Here is a 19,958-nt window from a genome sequence, read left to right as displayed (position 1 = left end):
CCCCTTTTTTCACCCCGTCACGCAAAGGAAGCCGACCTCATGCTGCGCATCGCCGTCCCCAACAAGGGTTCCCTGTCAGGCCCCGCGGGGGAGATGCTGCATGAGGCCGGCTACCAGCAGCGCCGCGAGGCCAAGGAACTGCGGATCGTCGACCCGACCAACGAGGTCGAGTTCTTCTACCTCCGCCCCCGCGACATCGCGATCTACGTCTCCTCCGGCAAGCTCGACATCGGCATCACCGGCCGCGATCTGCTGATCGACTCCGGCGCCGACGCCGAGGAGATCCTCCCGCTCGGCTTCGCCCGCTCCACCTTCCGCTTCGCCGGCAAGCCGGACACCGCGAGCGGCATCGACGACCTCAAGGGCCGCACCGTCGCCACCTCCTACGAGGGCATCGTCGCGGCGCACCTGGCCGAGCGGGGCGTCGACGCCTCCGTCGTCCACCTCGACGGCGCCGTCGAGACCGCCATCGAACTCGGCGTCGCCGAGGTCATCGCGGACGTCGTCGAGACCGGCACCTCGCTGCGCAACGCGGGCCTGGAGGTCTTCGGCGAGCCCATCATGAAGTCCGAGGCGATCGTGATCCGCCGCTCGGGCGCCGAGCCCGACGAGACCACCGAGCCCAAGGTCCAGCAGTTCCTGCGCCGCCTCCAGGGCGTCCTGGTCGCCCGGACGTACGTGATGATGGACTACGACTGCCGGGTCGAGCAGCTGGAGAAGGCCGTCGCCCTCACCCCCGGCCTGGAATCCCCGACCGTCTCCCCGCTGCACAACGAGGGCTGGGTCGCCGTCCGCGCGATGGTCCCGGCCAAGGAGGCCCAGCGGATCATGGACGACCTCTACGAGATCGGCGCCCGGGCCATCCTGACCACGGCCATCCACGCCTGCCGCCTCTGAGCACGCCCGGAGCGACGCCATGCCCGACACCCCACCGGATCCGCCCGCCCTGCCCGTCGTCTTCCGTCCGGGCCGCACCCGTGCCGTCCTGACCGTCCTCGCGGTCGTCGCCTTCGCGACGATCACGGCGGTCGGGATGCTGCTGGGCGGCCTCGGCCCCGGGGAGCGCCTCAGCTTCGTACTGACGGCCCTCCTCCTGGCGGGCGTACTGCTTCTCATGGCACGGCCCCGTCTCGTCGCCGACGAGACGGGCGTCACCGTGATCAACCTGACCACCAAGCGGCGCCTCGCCTGGCCCGAGATCCTCCGGGTCAACCTCCGCCAGGGCGACCCCTGGGTGTTCCTCGACCTCAGCGACGGCACCAGCCTGCCCGCGCTCGGCATCCAGCCGGGCATCGCCAAGCAGCGCGCCCTCGCCGACGCGCGCGCCCTTCGAGACCTCGTGGAGGCGCGTTCCCACGCCCTCCCCGAGGCTCCTCGTGACTGACGCCTGGCCGCCGCCCCTGCCGCGGGCACCCTTTTCGTGATTAATCTGGGAACGAGGACGCGGCTGTCGCGTCCTCGCCCCTGTCGCTCCGCCCGGTGCGCGGGGGTTCCTGCTACCCGAGGAGTGACTCCCTCCGGCGATGGACGGATCGTCCTGCAGTATCTGCGCCGCCCCCTGCTGTGACACCCCACAGGCGGCGGCATCATGACCACCCCCCTGCTGCTCCTGGCAGCCGCGTTCCTGCTGATCCTTGCCAACGGCTTCTTCGTCGCGGCCGAGTTCGGCCTGGTGACCGTCGAACGACCCGACGCCGAGCGGGCCGCCGCCACCGGCGACCGGCGCGCCCAGCGGGTCGTCGAGTCCCTCAAGGAGCTGTCCTTCCAGCTCTCCGGCACCCAGCTCGGCATCACCATCACCTCCCTCGTCGTCGGCATGCTCGCCGAACCGGCGCTCGCCCGGCTCCTGGACGGCCCGTTCACGGCGGCCGGCGTCCCCGACGGCGCCGTGTCCGGTGTGTCCGTCGTCGTCGGCATGCTGCTGGCCTCCGCCGTGCAGATGGTGATCGGCGAGCTGGTGCCGAAGAACTGGGCGGTGTCCAAGCCGCTCCAGGTCGCACGCTTCGTCGCCGGCCCGCAGCACGCCTTCGCCCGGCTCTTCCACCCGGTGATCGCCGCGCTCAACACCGTGGCCAACCGCCTCGTCCGTGCGCTCGGCATCGAACCCGCCGAAGAACTGGCCTCCGCCCGCACCCCCGGCGAGCTGGTCTCCCTGGCCCGGCACTCCGCCCGGGCCGGCGCCCTGGAACAGGACACCGCCGATCTCTTCGTACGGACCCTGTCACTGGGCGAACTGACCGCCCAGCACGTCATGACCCCGCGCGTGAAGGTCAGCGCCCTGCACTCCTCGGCCACCGCCGAGGACGTCGTCAACCTGACCCGCGCCACCGGCCTGTCCCGCTTCCCCGTCTACCGGGAGAAGATCGACGAGATCGTCGGCATGGTCCACCTCAAGGACGCCCTCGCGGTCCCCGTGCACGACCGGTTGCGCACCCCGGCCGGCCGCATCGCCCGCCCGGCGCTGCTCGTCCCCGAGACGCTGCCCGTACGGCCGCTGCTCACCCGCCTGCGCAGCGAGCAGCCCATCGCCGTCGTGGTCGACGAGTACGGCGGCACGGCCGGCGTCGTCACCCTGGAGGACATCGTCGAGGAGATCGTCGGCGAGGTCCGCGACGAACACGACGGTCTCGACGTGCCCGAACTCGCCCCCGCCCCGCCCGAGGAGGGCCGCCCCGCCTGGGACGTCGAGGGCAGCTGCCGGGTCGACGCGCTGCGGCGCATCGGCCTTCAGGCGCCCGAGGGGCCGTACGAGACCGTGGCCGGGCTCGTCGCCGACCTGCTCGGCCGCATCCCGGCCGTCGGCGACCGCGCGGAGCTGCCCGGCTGGCGGCTCTCGGTCCGGCAGGTCGGCCACTACCGCGCCGAGCGGATACGGCTGGTGCGCACGGCGCCCGTCTCCGTGCTGGAGGCCGCCCGATGAGCGTCCTGCAACTGCTCTTCGCCGCACTGCTCGTGCTCGCCAACGGCTTCTTCGTCGGCGCCGAGTTCGCGCTCGTCTCCGTGCGCCGCAGCCAGATCGAGCCGCTCGGCACCGCCCGCGCCCGACAGGTGCTGTACGGGCTGGAACGGCTGCCGCAGATGATGGCCGCCGCCCAGTTCGGCATCACCGTCTGCTCGCTGACCCTCGGCGCGGTCGCCGAGCCGACCGTCGCCCATCTCCTTGAGCCGGTCTTCGAGTGGATCCACCTGCCGCACGGCATGATCCACCCGCTCGGCTACGTCATCGCGCTGGCCGCCGTGGTCTTCTGCCACCTCGTCATCGGCGAGATGGTCCCGAAGAACCTCGCGATGGCCGCCCCCGAGAAGGCCGCGCTGTGGCTGAGCCCCGGACTGGTCGCCTTCGCCCGCCTGTGCAGGCCGATCACCGTCGCGCTCGGCGCCTGCGCGCAGGGCATCCTGCGACTGTTCCACGTCGAGCCCAAGGACGAGGTCGAGGCCGTCTTCACCAGCGAGCAGCTCAACCGGCTGGTGGAGGACGCCGGCCAGGCCGGCCTGCTCGACCCCGAGGAGCAGGAACGCCTCGAGGACGCCCTGGAACTGGGCTCCCGCCCGGTGACGGACGTCCTCCTCGGGCGCGAGTCCCTGGTGACGGTCAGCCCCTCGGTCACGCCCGGCGAGATCGTCGCGCTCACCGCCCGGACCGGGTACTCACGCTTCCCGATCGCGGCGGAGCAGGGCGCCTTCATGGGATACCTGCACGTCAAGGACGTCCTCGACCTGGAGGAGTCCGACCGCGCCGTCCCGCAGCACCTGTGGCGGCACATGCCGACGGTGCGCCCCGAACTCCCGCTCGACGACGCCCTCACGGTGATGCGACGGGCGGCGACCCACCTGGCCCAGGTGACGGACGCGTCAGGGAAGGTGCTCGGCCTGGTCGCCCTGGAGGACGTACTGGAACTACTGGTCGGCGAGGTGAGAGACCCGGCCCACCGGGAGGTCACGCTGGCGACGTAACCGCGGGCTCACAACCCCGGCGGATCCTGCGGCCCCCGCCCCGAGAGCACCTCCCCGTACGCCTGCATCAGATCCGGCAACCGCAGCGTCGCCAGGTCGTCCCGCGTCAGCTCCCCGGGGTACACCGACAACCGCAGATCCCGGTACGCGCAGCTCTTCTCGTACAGGGTCCGCAGGAACCGCCCGTTGCCCAGCTCGTTGATCCACCCCTGGTCCACCACGTGCCCGGCGATCGACCGCAGCTCGTCCAGGGCCTCCTCGTCCCACACGTCACCGTTCTCGGCCGCGAGCACCTCACCGATCGAGGTCAGCTCCAGCGGCCGGTACGACGGGAAGTCGACGCGTGTGGTGAAGCGGGAGGACAGCCCCGGGTTGGCGGTCAGCAGCCGGTCCATGCCCTCCGGATAGCCGGCCAGGATCACCACCAGGTGGTCCCGGTTGTCCTCGGCCCGCTTCAGCAGCACCTGGAGCGCCTCGTCGCCGTACGCGTCGCCCTTGCCGTAGCCGGAGTTGGACAGGGAGTACGCCTCGTCGACGAAGAGGACGCCGCCCAGCGCGGAGTCGATCAGTTCGTTCGCCTTCACGGCGGTCTGGCCCAGGTACTCGCCGACCAGATCGGCCCGCTGCGCCTCCACGAGGTGGTCGCCGCCGAGGAGGCCGAGGGCGTAGAAGACGCGGCCCAGGATGCGGGCCACGGTGGTCTTGCCCGTGCCGGAGGGGCCGGAGAAGACGAAGTGACGTTTGGGCGGCTGGACGGGCAGCCCCTGACCGGCGCGCAGCCGCGCCATGTTCAGCTGCGCGGACAGGGCCTTGACCTGTCGCTTCACCGGCTCGAGACCCACCATCCGCTCCAGCTCGGAGAGGGCCTCCTCCAGTAACGCGGGATCGGTGGGCCCGGTGGGCAGGGAGGGGTCGGGACCGCCCGTCTTCTCACGCACCGGCGGCCCGTCGAGCGGGGGCAGCGGGACGGAGAGCGGGGAGCCGGGCGCGGAGAGCTTGAGATCGCGCTCCTCGGTACCGAAGAGGGGGTCGAGTCCGTCCAGGCCGTCCGCTCCCGCCCCGGCCTGTGCGAGCCCCGCGAGGTCGGTGGAGTCGTCGTAGCCGTCGCCCTCGGCGATGGCCGCCAGCCGGGCCGAGGTGTCCATGAAGGCGGGGTCGACGCGGTGCACGGCCCGGTACAGGGGGAGCGCGGCGGCGCTGCGGCCGGTGCCCTCGTGGGCCCGCGCCAGCCAGTAGCGCAGCTCCTTGCGCTGCGGCTGCTCGCTGCGGCACCGCATGAGCGCCGCCGACAGCAGCGGCTCGGCCTGGCCGTACATCTCCAGGCGGACCCGGGCCATGCCGCTGAACAGGCCGGCCTCGATGCCCAGCAGGGGGTCGCCGAGGAGGGGGTCGGTGTGCCGGACGAGCTGTTCCCAGTCCTTGACGAGGTAGGCGCGGCAGGCGTGCAGGAAGCGGACCTGGGAGTCGGAGTCGACGGGCGGCAGACCGGCCAGGGCCCGGTCCAGCTCCGGGACGTGCCGGCCGTCCAGCCAGTGCGAGGCGTGCGCCAGCAGCAGATCGCGGGGGTTCTCCAGCACGGGCTGCACCCACCAGCCCAGCCAGTACCAGGAGTTGAGCGTCCGGCGGTGGCGGGCACGCTGCTCGCCGAAGCGGTCCCGGTTGCGGAACATCCTGAGCAGCGCGTCCGTGGTGTCCACCCGCAGCGCGTGCAGCCCCAGCCAGCCGTCGGCCATCGTGGGATCGATGCGTACCGCGGCCCGGAACTCCTCCTCCGCCTGCGGGTAGGCCCCCATGGTGTAGGCGTCCACGCCGCGCAGCCAGGCGAGTTCGGCCGGGGCCTGCGGGCCCTGCGTGCCGAAGTCCATCGCGTCCCCCACCTACCGTGCCCCCGTCGGTATGCCGCCGAGCCGTCGCCCGCCGACCGCCTCGGTCAACGGCACTGCCGCGGACCGGAGTTGCAGGTGCGCGCGGCAACCGCCCGTAGGTCGCACCGATGGCATCGTACCCGCGGCGGTCTTTCCTCCGAAGGGTGCGGGGAGGGGCCGTTCCACGAGGTGGGAGCGGCCGGGGCGCACGGTGGGGCGGTGACCGAGGGTGAGCGAGCGGCCGCACGGGGCAGCCGCAAAACGGGCTCAGGGCAGAACGAAGCCCCCGATCACGGGGGAACAACCGGGGGCTTCGCGTCTGTCGGCGGCTTCGAACTGCCGCACATTCAGAACGTAAGACCTGTACGGCCCCTGGGTCAAGCAGAGTTGGGGTGCGTCGCCCGGTTGCCGGGGCGCGATCTTCACGAGTTCAGCACATTGCGGAAGGTCCGTCACCCTGCGTGAGGAAGTGGGCCCCGGAGGTGGTTCCCGCGGGCCCCGGCAGTACCTCGTACCCCTGCTCGCGCTGCCGCACCAGAAGATGCGCGAAGGGGCGCGAGGGGTCGTCGGCGAAGTGCCGGCGCTCGGCCGGGATCCACCCGTCCCAGAACGTCCGCTGTTCCGCTCCGTCGCGCGCCCGGCCCCGCGCCCAGGCCGTCTCCCGGGGCAGCTCCATCCACAGCAGTCCGGCCAGGTACGGGCGCAGTGCCCGGCGGCCCGCGCCGACGCCCTCGACGAGGATCACCGCAGCGGGCGGCAGCGGGTGCGGCGCCCCGAAGCGCCGGGTGCGCCAGTCGTAGGGGGCGTAGTGCGCGGTGGCACCGCGCCCCAGGGGCTCGATCACCTGGTCGAGTAGTCGCCCGGTCCAGTCGAACAGCTCGTCGTGACTGGCGATGTCGTCCAGGTGCAGCACCGGCACACCGCCCAGCTCGGCCGCCAGTCGCCCGGCGAACGTGGATTTCCCGGACCCGGCGTACCCGTCGACGCCGATCAGACGCACGGGCCCGCAGGAGGGGGGAAGCCGGCGGAGCAGGGCTGCGAGGTCGAGGATGGCGGATCCTGTACGGCGGGAAGGGGCGGACACGGTTCGCTCGCACTCTAACCGCCGCGGGCCTCCGCGCCGCCGCCTGTGGCCCGCCACTGGTCGACACCAATATTCATGGCGTGGCGTGCGTGGAAGTGCTGGCAGGAGCGGGCGCCTGCGGCCATAGTTGGCCCACGGCCGTGCAACGGAACCGCCCGACCCGCCCGACCCGGACACCTGGGGGTCTCCCGCCCATGAGCAGAGTCGAACAGCCGTCCCGCAGAGCCGTCCTGGCCGCGGCCGTCGCCGCGGCCGCCGTGGCCGGCGCGATCCCGGCCACCGCCGGTGCCGCGCCCGGACCCGGCGCCGGCGGTGGCACCGCGGACCGGGGCCGCGCGCCCGCCCGGCAGGCCGACTACCGCGCCTGGACCACGTTCGGCGACTGGCGCCGCGGGACCGTGCGAGGGGCCCGCCCCGTCGCGGGCGCCCGGCCCGGCGTCGTGATCGGCGCGCCGGCCGGCACCACCGACTACACCGACCCGCACACCGGCACCACCGCCACCTGGGAGTACGCGACCTGGACCTCGCCCGTCCACCGCCTCGCCCTGCCCTCGACGGAGGTCATCGCCTCCTGGAACGCGCACACCCCGAGCGGCACCTGGATCCAGGTCGAGCTCAAGGGTACCTATTCCGACGGCACGGACACCCCCTGGTACGTGATGGGCCGCTGGACGGCCGGGGACGGCGACCGGGACATCCGGCGGACCTCGGTCGACGACCAGAGCGACGGCAAGAGCAGCATCTGGACGGACACGTTCTCGATCGACGACGCCTCCACCGGCCTGCGCCTGGCCTCCTACCGGCTCCGGCTCACCCTCCACCGCCGCCCCGGCACCAGGAGCACGCCCACCGTGTGGCGGCTCGGCGCGATGGGTTCCGACGTCCCCGACCGCTTCACCGTGCCGGCCTCCACTCCCGGCCTCGCCCGGGAACTGCGCGTCCCGCGCCACTCGCAGGAGATCCACAAGGGCCAGTACCCCGAGTACGACAACGGCGGCGAGGCCTGGTGCAGCCCCACCTCCTCGCAGATGATCATCGAATACTGGGGCGGCCGCCTCACCGAGGACCAGCTCGCCTGGGTCGACCCCTCCTACGCCGACCCGCAGGTCTGCCACGCCGCCCGGTACACGTACGACAACCAGTACGAGGGCTGCGGCAACTGGCCCTTCAACGCCGCCTACGCCGCCACCTTCGAGGGCCTCCAGGGAGTGGTCACCCGCCTCGGCTCCCTCACCGACCTGGAGACGCTGATCGCGGCCGGTGTCCCGGCCATAACGTCCCAGTCCTTCCTGGAGGAGGAACTGACCGGCGCGGGGTACGGCACCTCGGGCCACCTGATGACCGTGATCGGCTTCACCGCCGACGGCGACGTGATCGCCAACGACCCGGCCTCGGACGACAACGAGGCGGTGCGCCGCGTCTACAAGCGGCGCGAGTGGGAGAACATCTGGCTCAGGACGAAGCGGTACAACGCCAGTGGCAAGGTCGTCTCCGGCACCGGTGGGGTCTGCTACCTGTACTTCCCGGCCCACCCGAGCCCGCGGCAACGCAAGGCGCTCGCGGCGGTGGGCGTGCGCTGACCGGCCCCGCTGTGACCAAGCTCTCGGCCGCAAAAGCCGCTCACGGTGGCAAGGTGGACAGCGTTACCCGGGGGGTCCACCGAAGCCGAAGCCCGAGATCAGCGAGATGCCATGACCGCACACACCGCAACCGCCACCGCCGTCCGTGCCCGTACCGGCGGTCCCAAGGACGACGGTCCGAAGATCCTCGAGCACGTCATGGGCTGGACCCTCGTCGTGGTGATCGCGATGCTCGTGGTTCAGCTGGGCCTCCTGTGACGTGACCAGCGTGTGACCTGCCCCACGACCCGACCTGCCATACTGCGGATGTCCCCCCGCCCGTAGGAGACCAGGGTCGAAATTGAATATCAGTCAACAAAGTGCCGACGCCCGTCCCCGGGCGCGCGGCACCGAGCGCTCGCTGGCACGCCGCGCCGAACTCATCGCCATCGGGCGGAGGTTGTTCGCCGACACGTCGTACGACGCGCTCTCGATGGACGACATCGCCCGCCAGGCGCATGTCGCCAAGGGGCTGATCTACTACTACTTCCAGTCCAAGCGGGGCTACTACCTGGCCATCATCCAGGACTCCGTCGCCGACCTCGTCACCACCGCCGCGCGCGGCACCGAACTGCCGCAGGTGGACCGCGTCCACCGCACCATCGACGGCTATCTGCGCTACGCCGAGCACAACCAGGCCGCGTACCGCACCATCGTCAGCGGCGGAGTCGGCTTCGACGCCGAGGTGCACGCCATCCGGGACGGGGTGCGTGAGGCCATCGTCGCCACCATCGCCGAGGGGGCGTACGGCCGCTCCGACATCGGATCGCTGGCCCGGATGGGTCTGCTCGCCTGGGTGTGCAGTGTCGAGGGCGCCACCCTGGACTGGATCGGCCGGCCCGAACTGCCCCGGGAGACCATGCGCGAGCTGCTGGTGAGGTCGCTCGGCGGCACCCTGCGCGCCATCGAGGAGTTGGACCCCGCCTACCCGGCCCCGGCCCCCGCCCGCCGGGACGACGCCTGACGAGGCCGACGCCTGACGAAGGGGCGGAAGTCCGAGCCGGCCTCCGCCCCTTCGCCCCCCGTACCCAGGGTCAGTCGATCGCCTTGATCAACTCACCGTTCGCGGTGTCGCCACTCAGCTCCCAGAAGAACGTGCCGCCCAGACCCTGCTCGTTCTTGTAGGCCATCTTGGTCGCGATGGTCCCCGGGGTGTCGTAACTCCACCAGTCGCTGCCGCACTTGGCGTAGGCGGTGCCGCCCACCGTGCCGGTCGCCGGGCAGCTGGTCTTCAGCACCTTGTAGTCCTCGATGCCGTTCTCGTACGTGCCCTTCGCCGGTCCGGTCGCGGTGCCGCCCGGCTCCGACTGGGTGACGCCGGTCCAGCCGCGGCCGTAGAAGCCGATGCCGAGCAGCAGCTTCGAGGCCGGAACGCCGAGTTCCTTGAGCTTCGCGATCGTCGCCGAGGTGTGGAAGTCCTCCTTCGGAATTCCGGAGTACGAGGTCAGCGGCGAGTGCGGCGCGGTCGGGCCGGTGGCGTCCCAGGCACCGAAGAAGTCGTACGTCATCGGGTTGTACCAGTCGACGTACTGTGCCGCCCCCGCGTAGTCGGCCGCGTCGATCTTGCCGCCGGACGTCGCGTCGGCCGTGATCGCCGCGGTCACCAGGTAGTCCTGGCCGAACTTGGCGCGCAGCGCGCTCATCAGCTTCGGGAACGCGTCCCGGCCGCTCTCGTCGCAGCTGAGGCCGCAGGCGTTCGGGTACTCCCAGTCGATGTCGATGCCGTCGAAGACATCGGCCCACTTGGAGTTCTCGACCAGGTCGTAGCAGGACTGGGCGAAGGCGGCCGGGTCCTTGGCGGCCTCGGAGAACCCACCGGACCAGGTCCAGCCGCCGAAGGACCACAGGATCTTGAGGTCGGGGTGCTTCTTCTTCAGCTTGAGCAGCTGGTTGAAGTTGCCGCGCAGTGGCTGGTCCCAGGTGTCGGCGGTGCCGTCGACGGACTCGGCCGCGGTGTACGCCCGGTCGGTCGCCGCGTAGGCGTCGCCCATCGCGCACTTTCCACCGGTGACGTTGCCGAACGCGTAGTTGATGTGGGTCAGTTCGGCCGCGGAACCGGACGACTCGATGTTCTTGACGTGGTAGTTGCGGTCGTAGACGCCCCATTCGGTGAAGTAGCCGACGACCTTGGAACCGGCCGCGGCCTGCTCGGCGGGGGCCTGCGGTGAGACCGGTTCCGGAGAGGCCGTGGCCGTGCCGGAGGCGGCCAGCAGACCGGCGCCGAGGGCGACGGAACACAAGGCGGATACCAGCGCCCGGACGGGGCGGACGCGGGGGAGGTGCGGGACGTGCATCGGGTGTCTCCTCGTGGGGGGAAGAGGGAACGCGCGCCGATTGGCATGAACGCGGAAGGCGTTCGGTCCGTCACCGTAGGAGGACTAGACCAGTGCGGTCAATGGTTCGGACCATTTTCGGGTCCGGGAGCCGGAGTTCGGCCCTTCGGGGCCGGCCGGGGCATTTCTTGAAGTAAGCGGTCGTTAACTGGTGACTCCATGCCTCCGATCGGGCATACTCACAGCGCACAGCCGCTGGTCAGCAGCTTCCGCGACCCGGGAGTGCAAGCATCGGCCAGGCCCGAACGACCCGGCGGATCCGCCTCCACCCAAGGCGCACGTCCGCCGATGTGCCCGACAGGGAGGAGAGCGTCGCCATGCCCGACCGCGCCCCGCAGCCGGTGGACCGGCAACTGCCCACGGACGAGGCACGGGATCTGATCTCGCTCGTCCGCGACATCGCGCAGCGAGAGATCGCCCCGAACGCGGCCGAGGAGGAGGACGCCGGACGCTTCCCGCGCGAGGTCTTCACCCTGCTCTCCGACTCCGGCCTGCTCGGCCTGCCCTACGACGCCCAGTTCGGCGGCGGGGAGCAGCCCTACGAGGTCTACCTCCAGGTCATCGAGGAGCTGGCCGCGGCCCGGCTCACCGTCGGGCTCGGCGTCAGCGTGCACACGCTCGCCTCCTACGCGACGGCCGCCTACGGCACCAAGGAGCAGCAGGCCGAGTACCTGCCCGCGATGCTCGGCGGCGGCCTGCTCGGCGCCTACTCCCTCTCCGAACCCGCCGCCGGTTCGGACGCCGCCTCGCTGCGCACCAAGGCCGTGCGCGAGAGCGGCGGAGACTGGGTGATCACCGGCACGAAGGCCTGGATCACGCACGGCGGCATCGCCGACTTCTACACGGTCATGGCGCGCACGGGGGAGGACGGGCCGCGCGGCATCACCGCCTTCCTGGTGCCCGGCGACGCCGAGGGGCTGACCGCGGCGGTGCCGGAGAAGAAGATGGGCCTCAAGGGCTCACCCACCGCGCAGGTCCACCTCGACGGCGTACGGGTGCCCGACGCGCGCCGCCTCGGCGACGAGGGACAGGGCTTCACGATCGCCCTGTCCGCGCTCGAGTCCGGGCGGCTCGGCATCGCCGCCTGCGCCATCGGCGTGGCCCAGGCGGCGCTGGACGAGGCGGTGTCCTACGCGGTCGAGCGCCGGCAGTTCGGCAAGCCGATCGCCGACTTCCAGGGGCTGCGCTTCATGCTCGCCGACATGGCGACGCAGATCGAGGCAGGCCGTGCGCTGTACCTGACGGCGGCGCGGCTGCGCGACGCCGGCCTGCCGTTCGCCAAGCAGGCCGCCATGGCCAAGCTGCACTGCACCGACACGGCGATGCGGGTCACCACCGACGCCGTACAGGTCCTCGGCGGCTACGGCTACACCGCGGACTTCCCGGCCGAGCGGTACATGCGCGAGGCCAAGGTGCTGCAGATCGTCGAGGGCACCAACCAGATCCAGCGGATGGTCATCGCCCGTCACCTCGCGGGTCCCGAGGGACGGTGAAGTCGGGGGTGACGCGGAAGTCGCCGGTGGCGAAGAAGTCACCGGTGGCGAAGAAGTCACCGAGCCCGCGCGGGGGTTGCGCGAGCCTGACCCACTCCGGGTCGTGTCGCCCCGGCAGGGTTCGGCCGCCGTCGGCCCAGGTCCGCATCAGCTCACGGTAGATCGGCGGGTCCGGGATCTGCGGGGCCGGGGGGACCGGTCCCGCGGGCACCGGGACGAACACGCGGCGCCGACTCCCGGTCGCCGAGTACGTGGGGGTCATACCCGGGCAACGCGGCGATGTGGGGACAGGTCACCGGCGGAGGTAATCGCGCTTGAGTTCGTGGGCGTCCGCCGCCAAGTCCGCGTTGCCGGACGAGGCCTGACGTGCCGTCTGCACGGCCCTGCCCGGCCTGCTCCGGGCCCGCGTGGCCCGGCTCGGCCCAGGACGCACCGAACCGCGCCACGGCGTCCTGCGAGCCGTGGCGCGGGTGGTGTGACGGGTGGCGGGCGACGTCCCCCGAAGGGGGGCGCCCGGACGTCTCAGGCGGCCTCGTGCCGCATCGTCGGCACCCGCATCGGGCGCGAGCCCGGTCCGCCGACGTGGGAGAAGGGCTGGGTCCGCCAGTCGAGGCCCCGGGGGAGCGTCAACAGCAGGGCGGTGTCCTGCTCGTGGGGCCCGCCCGACGCGTCCGCGGGACGCGCCTCCGTGGCCCTGCGGCCGGTGCCGGCACACACCGTGAGCCCGAACGGGTTCCACGGCGAGGCGCACAGTGCGTGCTCCGGCAGCGCCTCCTCGTCCGCCAGCAGGGCGATGGGCTGCGCGCAGTCCGGGCAGATCACCCGGTACATCTCGAAGGTGTCGTAGGTGTCGAGTTCCTCGTCGTCGTAGGCGTCGGATTCGACGCCCTCCGATACGGGCTCGACGACCGGCTGCTGCCGCTTGGGCGCGGTACGACCAGGGCGCTTAAGACTCTGCATGGGATTCTCCCCCTCGGGCTGGGCCGTGACGGCACTGCGGCCTCGACCACAGCAAGCACTTCCCGTCCCCCCTCCGGGGTAATCACGAGACCATCACGGAGACCGTCCGAGAGGTGTGGTCTTCGTCACATGCCGTTCGCAGATGCCCCGTGCGGCGGGTTTGTCCCCGCTCTGCCCTCGCCCGACGCCCCGTCACATCACGAACGGGGCATGACCCGGACTGCTCAGGTATCCGAGGAGATCAAGCGCCCTGTAGGTTCTTGCGCCATGGAGGAGCTGGACCGACAGATCGTGCAGCTGCTCGTCAAGGACGGGCGGATGAGCTACACAGACCTGGGCAAGGCCACGGGCCTGTCCACGTCGGCCGTGCACCAGCGGGTGCGCCGGCTGGAACAGCGTGGCGTCATCCGCGGTTACGCCGCGGTCGTCGACCCGGAGGCCGTCGGACTGCCGATGACCGCCTTCATCTCGGTGAAACCCTTCGACCCCAGCGCCCCCGACGACATCGCGGACCGCCTGGCCGGCGTCCCCGAGATCGAGGCCTGCCACAGCGTCGCCGGCGACGAGAACTACATCCTCAAGGTCCGGGTCTCCACCCCGCACGAGCTGGAGGAGCTGCTCGCGCGGGTGCGCTCCCTGGCCGGTGTCTCGACCCGCACCACGGTGGTCCTGTCGACCCCGTACGAGGCCCGCCCGCCGCGGATCTGACAGGGCGCCCGGTCAGATCCGCGGGCGTGCCGGGGACGGGCGGCCCCCGGATGACGCCCCCGGCCGCTTCGCCTCCGGCCCGGCGCGCCGCCCGGTGCCGCGCGGGCGCCCCGACTGCCGGGCCGCGCCCGCGAGGGGCGAGACTGGTGTCCATGAGCGAGCCCACCACCCCGTCCACGACCGTCCTGCTGCGCCGCGGCGAGGTCCACAGTCCCGCCGACCCCTTCGCGACGGCCATGGTCGTCGAACGCGGCCAGGTCGCCTGGGTCGGCTCGGAGGGCGCCGCGGACGCCTTCACGGACGGCGTGGACGAGGTGATCGACCTCGACGGCGCGCTCGTCACCCCGGCGTTCACCGACGCACATGTGCACACGACCGCCACGGGCCTCGCCCTCACCGGACTCGACCTGTCGGGCGCCCCCGACCGGGCATCGGCCCTCGCCCTCGTGCGGGACTTCGCCGCGGCCCGTCCGGACGACCGCGTGCTCCTCGGCCACGGCTGGGACGCCGCCCGCTGGCCCGACGGACTGCCCCCGACGCGCGCCGAGCTGGACGAGGCGACCGGCGGACGCCCCCTCTATCTCAGCCGTATCGACGTCCACTCGGCCGTCGTCACCACCGCCCTGCTCGACCTGGCGCCCGGTGCTCCCACCCGCGCGCAGGGCCCGCTCACCGGCGACGCCCACCACGCCGTACGCGCCGCGGCCCTCGGGGCCGTCACCCCCGCACAGCGCGCCGGAGCACAGCGCGCCGCCCTCGCGCACGCCGCCTCCCTCGGCATCGGAACCGTTCACGAATGCGCAGGCCCGGAGATCTCCTCCGAGGACGACCTCACCGGCCTGCTGCGCATCTCGGCCGAGGAGACCGGGCCGCGGGTGATCGGCTACTGGGCCGAACAGGACGTCGACAAGGCGCGGGAACTGGGCGCGGTGGGTGCCGCGGGCGACCTCTTCGTCGACGGCTCCCTCGGCTCGCACACGGCCTGCCTGCACCAGCCCTACGCCGACGCGGATCACACCGGCACCGCCCACCTGGACTCCGCCGCCGTCGCCGCGCACGTCGTCGCCTGCACCGAGGCAGGCCTGCAGGCGGGCTTCCACGCCATCGGCGACGCCGCCGTGAGTGCCGTCGTGGAGGGCGTCCGGGCCGCCGCCGAGAAGATCGGCCTCGCCCGCGTCCGCGCCGCCCGCCACCGGGTCGAGCACGCCGAGATGCTCACCCCGCAGAACGTCGCCGCCTTCGCCGAGCTGGGCCTGACCGCCTCCGTGCAGCCCGCCTTCGACGCGCTCTGGGGCGGCGAGGACGGCATGTACGCCCAGCGCCTGGGCGCCGAGCGCGCCCGCACCCTCAACCCCTACGCGGCCCTGCTGCGCGCCGGTGTGCCGCTCGCCTTCGGCTCCGACAGTCCGGTCACGCCCCTCGACCCGTGGGGCACCGTCCGGGCCGCCGCCTTCCACCGCACACCGGAGCACCGCGTCTCCGTCCGCGCGGCGTTCACGGCGCACACGCGCGGCGGCTGGCGGGCGATCGGCCGCGACGACGCGGGCGTCCTCGTGCCGGGCGTGCCCGCGGACTACGCCGTGTGGCGCACCGGCGAACTCGTGGTCCAGACCCCCGACGACCGGGTGGCCCGCTGGTCGACCGACCCGCGTTCCGGCACCCCCGGCCTGCCGGACCTCACCCCGGGCCGGGACCTGCCGGTCTGTCTGCGTACCGTGGTGGGCGGCCGGACGGTCTTCGTACGGCCGGGCGAGTGATCTCCACGGCCGACGGGGCGATGATCTTCGCCCGGCTATGACCTGCGTCTCCTCCGCGCTGACCTGCGCGTTGACACCAAAGGCGCAGGTCGAACGACTGTTGACAGGCGACGGCGGGGGGCCGGTAGGTTCGGCGGAGTCCACCACCGGACGCCCGACCGGGGAATCTTCCACGTACGCGTCGCGGTGCCGCTGAGTCAGGGACGGTGTGCCGCACCGGGGCACCGCCACTGGGAGCCAGGCTCAGCGCTCGCACCGGGGCGAGGGAACGTTCCGGCCGGTCGGGAGGTGTGACCCGGGTGGGGCCCGGGCGCTCAGTAGACAACGGCTTAGGTCGACCCGCAGCCGGCGGGTCCCAGGTCGGCCCGAAGGGCGCCGGGCCCCCATCCGTCGCACAAACGGCCTGAATCGGCCATCCCTACCCCGCTCTTGGGGAAACGACACCCCCGTAGGCACGTCCTGTCACGTCGGCGCAGGCCCAGGCGATTATGGTGGTCCTCTGCGTACGGACACGAAGGGGCAGTGGTGAACGACGGCGACGGGACGCCCGCGGCTGCGGGGCGGGGGAGGCGGTTCGGCCCCCTGGGCACGGCCTTGGTGATCATCCCGACCTACAACGAGGCGGAGAACATCAAGGCGATCGTCGCGCGCGTGCGCGAGGCGGTCCCCGAGGCACACGTTCTCGTGGCCGACGACAACAGCCCCGACGGCACCGGCAAGCTCGCCGACGAGCTGGCGGTCGGGGACGACCACGTCCAGGTCCTGCACCGCAAGGGCAAGGAAGGGCTGGGCGCCGCCTACCTCGCGGGCTTCCGCTGGGGCCTGGAGCACGGCTACGGCGTGCTGATCGAGATGGACGCCGACGGCTCCCACCAGCCCGAGGAGCTGCCCCGGCTGCTGACCGCTCTGAAGGGCGCCGACCTGGTGCTCGGCTCCCGCTGGGTGCCCGGCGGCCGGGTGGTGAACTGGCCCAAGTCCCGCGAGTTCATCTCGCGCGGCGGCAGCATGTACTCGCGGATCGCGCTCGATCTGCCGCTGCGCGACATCACCGGCGGCTACCGCGCCTTCCGCCGCGAGACCCTGGAGGGACTCGGCCTGGAGGAGGTCTCCTCGCAGGGCTACTGCTTCCAGGTCGACCTCGCCCGTCGGGCGATCAAGGCCGGGTACCACGTCGTCGAGGTGCCGATCACGTTCGTCGAGCGCGAACTGGGCGACTCCAAGATGAGCCGCGACATCCTCGTCGAGGCCCTCTGGCGGGTCACCACGTGGGGTGTGGGGGAGAGGGTCGGCAAGGTGCTGGGCCGCGACAGGCAGGCAGCCCGGACGTCGGTCGAGCCGGTCGAGCCGGTCGAGTCGGCGGAGCCCGCCGAGGAGTCGGCGACAGTGGGCGACAAGTCGACGAAGGCGCCTGACGGGAACGCCTGACCCTCCTCTTATGCCGCACTGAGCCGGGGCCAGGCACACTGGGAGTATGACGACTGGCGCCCAGACCCCCAGGTCCCCTGCCCGGCCTCCGCGTTCCCGGTTGCGCACGTTCCTTCCGTTGGGCGTCGTCCTGTGGCTCGTGCTGGAGATCTGGCTGCTGATCGTGGTCGCGGGGGCGTCCAGCGGCTTCGTGGTCTTCCTGCTCCTGGTCGCCGGCGTCGTCCTCGGCTCCGTGGTCATCAAGGCGGCGGGCCGCCGGGCCTTCCGGAACCTCACGGAGACACTGCAGCAGCAGCAGTCCGGCACACCCCCCGAGACCCGCCCCAACAGCGAGGGCAACGGCCTGATGATGCTGGGCGGGCTGCTCCTGATACTTCCCGGCCTGATCTCGGACGCGCTCGGCCTGCTGATGCTGCTCCCGCCGGTCCAGAAGGGCGTCAGCCGCTACGCGCAGCGGACGGTGGAGCGCAAGCTCCGCGACGCCGGTCCGGGCACGCTGAGCGACGCCTTCCGTCAGGCCCGCATGCACCAGCCGGACGGCAAGGTCGTCCAGGGCGAGGTCATCCGGGACGACCCGGACGACGCCCCGCAGGACCCCCGCCCTCCGCTGACCCGCTGACCCGCTGAGCCTCCTGGCTCGGTCCGGGGCCGGGGTCGGGTCCGGACACACCAAAACCGCGGGTGCCGTACGTGAGACTCACGTACGGCACCCGCGGTGTTCGGTTGTGTCGCCTACGGTTTCCCGCTACGCACTCTTGCGGCTGTCTCGCGGATGAACCGCGATGTTCATCGCGCCGGAGCGCAGAACGGCCAGCCGCTCCTCGAGGACCTCTTCGAGTTCCTCGCGGGTGCGTCGCTCCATCAGCATGTCCCAGTGTGTACGCGCGGGCTTGGCCTTCTTCTCCTCAGGGCCGTCGCCGTCCACAAGGAGTGCCTGGGCCCCGCAGACCTTGCACTCCCACTCCGGCGGGATCTCCGCCTCGACCGAGAAGGGCATCTCGAATCGATGCCCCTTCTCGCATGCGTACTCCACGGCCTGGCGCGGGGCCAGGTCGATGCCGCGGTCCGTCTCGTAGCTGGTCACCACGAGGCGCGTGCCGCGAAGAGCTCGCTCACTCATGAATCGTGCCTCCCGGGCTTGTCGCCCACAGGACAGGTGTCGCTGTCGTCGTCATCCGGTCAACGTCCGGGCGGCGGTAAAGATTCCCGTCCCGACTCCCGATCCGGGTCCTGCGTCGCCGTCGCAGCCGCAGCCTTGCAACCAGTGCAGTACCCGCCGACGTCCGGTTTGTCACCTCTGCTAGCAGATGTGGCATAGCGTTTCGGCACCTTTGACGCGCAGTAACGGTACGCCTGGCAGGCCAAACGCGTACACTACAGCCCTTTCGCGCCGAGTGCTAAATCCTTTCGGGTACCGGATTGCCCGCGTCGCCGATCGCCCGCCGCACCGGGACCCGCGCGAGCAGCACGAAACCGATGACGAAGAACGCCACCAGCGAGATGATCGCGTCCCGGTAGCTCCCGGTCAGCTGGTAGGTGAGCCCGAAGAGCAACGGCCCCAGCCAGCTCATCCCGCGGTCGCTCAGCTCGTACGCCGAGAAGTACTCGGCCTCCTTGCCGGGCGGGACCAGGTGGGAGAACAGGGAGCGGGAGAGGGCCTGGCTGCCGCCCAGGACGAGCCCGATCCCGGCGGCCAGTACGAAGAACCACACCGGCGCTCCGGCGGGAAGGAAGTACCCGGCCGCGAGGGTCACGGTCCAGGCGATCAGCGAGCCGAGGATCGTTCGCTTGGCCCCGTACGTCCGGGCCAGCCGGCCGAGCGCCAGTGCGCCCGCCACCGCCAGCACCTGGACCAGCAGCACCGCCACGATCAGCGTGGACTGCCCGAGGTCCAGTTCCTCGGAGCCGTAGACCGACGCCTGGGAGATCACCGTCTGGATGCCGTCGTTGTAGACGAGGTAGGCCAGCAGGAAGGACAGCGTCAGCGGGCGGCGGCGCATGTCGCGGACGGTCGCCGCGAGCTGCCGGAAGCCGGGGAGCGCGGCCTCGCGCGCGGGCGTGCGCCGATCACGCAGACGGCGCAGCGGAATGAGCGCGAAGGCGCCCCACCACAGCCCCGCGGACGCCAGGCAGACGCGGACCGCGGCGCTCTCGCTCAGGCCGAAGGAGTCGTGGCCGGTGTAGAGGATCAGATTCACGACCAGGACCAGTGATCCGGCCGCGTAGCCGAAGGCCCAGCCGCGGGAGGAGACCGCGTCGCGCTCCTCGGGCGGGGCGATCTGGGGCAGATAGGAGTTGTAGAGCATCATCGCCACCGACTGCGCCGCGTTGGCGACGACCAGGAGCACACCGCCCAGCAGATAGCGGTCGCCGTCGAGGAAGAACATGCCGGTCGTGGCCGCGGCGCCGGTGTACGCGGCGGCGGCCAGCAGCGGCTTCTTGCGGCCGGAGCGGTCGGCCGCGGCGCCCACCAGGGGCATCACCAGCACCGCCACGATCACCGACAGGGACACCGAGTACGCGAAGAACGATCCGGCACGCACCGGTATGCCCAGGGGATGGACGTAGCCGTCCGCGTCCGCCGCCGACTCGGCGACCGACGTCAGATAGGGCCCCAGGAACACGGTGAGCACGCTGGTCGAGTAGACCGAGCACGCCCAGTCGTAGAAGTACCAGCCGCGCTGCTCGCGCCGTCGTTCGGCGGCCCCGTCGGCGCCGTCGGCCGCCTCCGACCGCAGGGTGTCGGTGCCCACCCGTGCC

At 71.9% G+C, this 19,958-nt stretch carries 19 protein-coding genes; 12 read left to right on the top strand and 7 right to left on the bottom strand.

The features are described 5' to 3' along the window. Positions 1 to 39: 39 nt before the first annotated feature. The 4 genes from hisG to ACGH7X_RS07140 all read left to right on the top strand — a co-directional run bounded on the left by hisG (position 40) and on the right by ACGH7X_RS07140 (position 3,954). The gene (gene hisG / locus ACGH7X_RS07155) at positions 40 to 897 is read left to right on the top strand and encodes an ATP phosphoribosyltransferase (RefSeq protein ID WP_399882730.1); all 858 of its coding nucleotides are present in this window, start codon (positions 40 to 42) and stop codon (positions 895 to 897) included. A gap of 19 nt (positions 898 to 916) precedes the next feature. Further along, positions 917 to 1,384 (top strand): PH domain-containing protein, encoded by a 468-nt coding sequence (locus ACGH7X_RS07150; RefSeq protein ID WP_399882728.1) that lies wholly within the window; start codon positions 917 to 919, stop codon positions 1,382 to 1,384. A gap of 204 nt (positions 1,385 to 1,588) precedes the next feature. Next, complete coding sequence (locus ACGH7X_RS07145) at positions 1,589 to 2,920, top strand: hemolysin family protein (RefSeq protein ID WP_399882726.1); 1,332 nt, start codon at positions 1,589 to 1,591, stop codon at positions 2,918 to 2,920. Beyond that, positions 2,917 to 3,954, top strand: coding sequence for a hemolysin family protein (locus ACGH7X_RS07140; RefSeq protein ID WP_399882724.1), 1,038 nt, complete (start codon positions 2,917 to 2,919; stop codon positions 3,952 to 3,954). The genes ACGH7X_RS07145 and ACGH7X_RS07140 overlap by 4 nt, the downstream gene beginning before the upstream one ends. Before the next feature lie 8 nt (positions 3,955 to 3,962). On the opposite strand, the gene ACGH7X_RS07135 is transcribed toward ACGH7X_RS07140, so the two are convergent. Both ACGH7X_RS07135 and ACGH7X_RS07130 read right to left on the bottom strand, forming a co-directional pair. After that, positions 3,963 to 5,819, bottom strand: coding sequence for an AAA family ATPase (locus ACGH7X_RS07135; RefSeq protein ID WP_399882722.1), 1,857 nt, complete (start codon positions 5,817 to 5,819; stop codon positions 3,963 to 3,965). Between the two features lie 430 nt (positions 5,820 to 6,249). Beyond that, positions 6,250 to 6,819 (bottom strand): uridine kinase, encoded by a 570-nt coding sequence (locus ACGH7X_RS07130; protein WP_399882720.1) that lies wholly within the window; start codon positions 6,817 to 6,819, stop codon positions 6,250 to 6,252. Between the two features lie 278 nt (positions 6,820 to 7,097). On the opposite strand from ACGH7X_RS07130, the gene ACGH7X_RS07125 reads away from it, so the two are divergent. The 3 genes from ACGH7X_RS07125 (at position 7,098) to ACGH7X_RS07115 (ending at position 9,486) form a co-directional block, all read left to right on the top strand. Then, the gene (locus ACGH7X_RS07125) at positions 7,098 to 8,483 is read left to right on the top strand and encodes a peptidase C39 family protein (RefSeq protein WP_399882719.1); all 1,386 of its coding nucleotides are present in this window, start codon (positions 7,098 to 7,100) and stop codon (positions 8,481 to 8,483) included. A 111-nt stretch (positions 8,484 to 8,594) separates the two neighbouring features. Beyond that, complete coding sequence (locus tag ACGH7X_RS07120) at positions 8,595 to 8,741, top strand: SCO1431 family membrane protein (RefSeq protein ID WP_399882717.1); 147 nt, start codon at positions 8,595 to 8,597, stop codon at positions 8,739 to 8,741. An 82-nt stretch (positions 8,742 to 8,823) separates the two neighbouring features. Further along, entirely contained in the window at positions 8,824 to 9,486 is a 663-nt protein-coding gene (locus ACGH7X_RS07115; protein WP_399882715.1) for a TetR/AcrR family transcriptional regulator, read from the top strand. Positions 9,487 to 9,556: 70 nt separating this feature from the next. On the opposite strand, the gene ACGH7X_RS07110 is transcribed toward ACGH7X_RS07115, so the two are convergent. Continuing rightward, the gene (locus ACGH7X_RS07110; RefSeq protein ID WP_399882713.1) at positions 9,557 to 10,816 is read right to left on the bottom strand and encodes a glycoside hydrolase family 18 protein; all 1,260 of its coding nucleotides are present in this window, start codon (positions 10,814 to 10,816) and stop codon (positions 9,557 to 9,559) included. 356 nt (positions 10,817 to 11,172) lie between these two features. On the opposite strand from ACGH7X_RS07110, the gene ACGH7X_RS07105 reads away from it, so the two are divergent. Continuing rightward, a complete protein-coding gene (locus ACGH7X_RS07105) occupies positions 11,173 to 12,348 on the top strand; it encodes an acyl-CoA dehydrogenase family protein (RefSeq protein ID WP_399882711.1) in 1,176 nt (391 codons plus the stop codon). On the opposite strand, the gene ACGH7X_RS07100 is transcribed toward ACGH7X_RS07105, so the two are convergent. Then, the gene (locus ACGH7X_RS07100) at positions 12,311 to 12,610 is read right to left on the bottom strand and encodes a hypothetical protein (protein ID WP_399882709.1); all 300 of its coding nucleotides are present in this window, start codon (positions 12,608 to 12,610) and stop codon (positions 12,311 to 12,313) included. The two genes, ACGH7X_RS07105 and ACGH7X_RS07100, sit on opposite strands and share 38 nt — an antisense overlap. Positions 12,611 to 12,870: 260 nt before the next feature. Beyond that, on the bottom strand, positions 12,871 to 13,308 hold the full coding sequence (locus ACGH7X_RS07095) for a hypothetical protein (protein ID WP_399882707.1): 438 nt from the start codon (positions 13,306 to 13,308) through the stop codon (positions 12,871 to 12,873). Positions 13,309 to 13,575: 267 nt separating this feature from the next. Here ACGH7X_RS07095 and ACGH7X_RS07090 point away from each other — a divergent pair, with 267 nt between their 5' ends. The 4 genes from ACGH7X_RS07090 to fxsA all read left to right on the top strand — a co-directional run bounded on the left by ACGH7X_RS07090 (position 13,576) and on the right by fxsA (position 17,817). Next, entirely contained in the window at positions 13,576 to 14,016 is a 441-nt protein-coding gene (locus ACGH7X_RS07090) for an Lrp/AsnC family transcriptional regulator (protein WP_030867874.1), read from the top strand. 152 nt (positions 14,017 to 14,168) lie between these two features. Then, complete coding sequence (locus ACGH7X_RS07085) at positions 14,169 to 15,773, top strand: amidohydrolase (RefSeq protein ID WP_399882704.1); 1,605 nt, start codon at positions 14,169 to 14,171, stop codon at positions 15,771 to 15,773. 525 nt (positions 15,774 to 16,298) lie between these two features. Continuing rightward, on the top strand, positions 16,299 to 17,198 hold the full coding sequence (locus ACGH7X_RS07080) for a polyprenol monophosphomannose synthase (RefSeq protein WP_399882702.1): 900 nt from the start codon (positions 16,299 to 16,301) through the stop codon (positions 17,196 to 17,198). A gap of 46 nt (positions 17,199 to 17,244) precedes the next feature. Beyond that, a complete protein-coding gene (fxsA, locus tag ACGH7X_RS07075; RefSeq protein WP_399882700.1) occupies positions 17,245 to 17,817 on the top strand; it encodes an FxsA family membrane protein in 573 nt (190 codons plus the stop codon). 126 nt (positions 17,818 to 17,943) lie between these two features. On the opposite strand, the gene ACGH7X_RS07070 is transcribed toward fxsA, so the two are convergent. Together ACGH7X_RS07070 and ACGH7X_RS07065 are read right to left on the bottom strand one after the other, a co-directional pair. After that, positions 17,944 to 18,318: an RNA polymerase-binding protein RbpA gene (locus ACGH7X_RS07070; protein ID WP_003977404.1), complete on the bottom strand. Its 375-nt coding sequence runs from the start codon at positions 18,316 to 18,318 to the stop codon at positions 17,944 to 17,946. Between the two features lie 277 nt (positions 18,319 to 18,595). After that, positions 18,596 to 19,951: an MFS transporter gene (locus ACGH7X_RS07065; RefSeq protein WP_399882698.1), complete on the bottom strand. Its 1,356-nt coding sequence runs from the start codon at positions 19,949 to 19,951 to the stop codon at positions 18,596 to 18,598. Positions 19,952 to 19,958: the final 7 nt, after the last annotated feature.

The organism is Streptomyces sp. BBFR51 (assembly GCF_044591655.1).
Taxonomy (GTDB): Bacteria; Actinomycetota; Actinomycetes; order Streptomycetales; family Streptomycetaceae; genus Streptomyces.
Note: the sequence above shows the minus strand (reverse complement) of the source record. Positions and strands in the feature narration are given on the sequence as shown.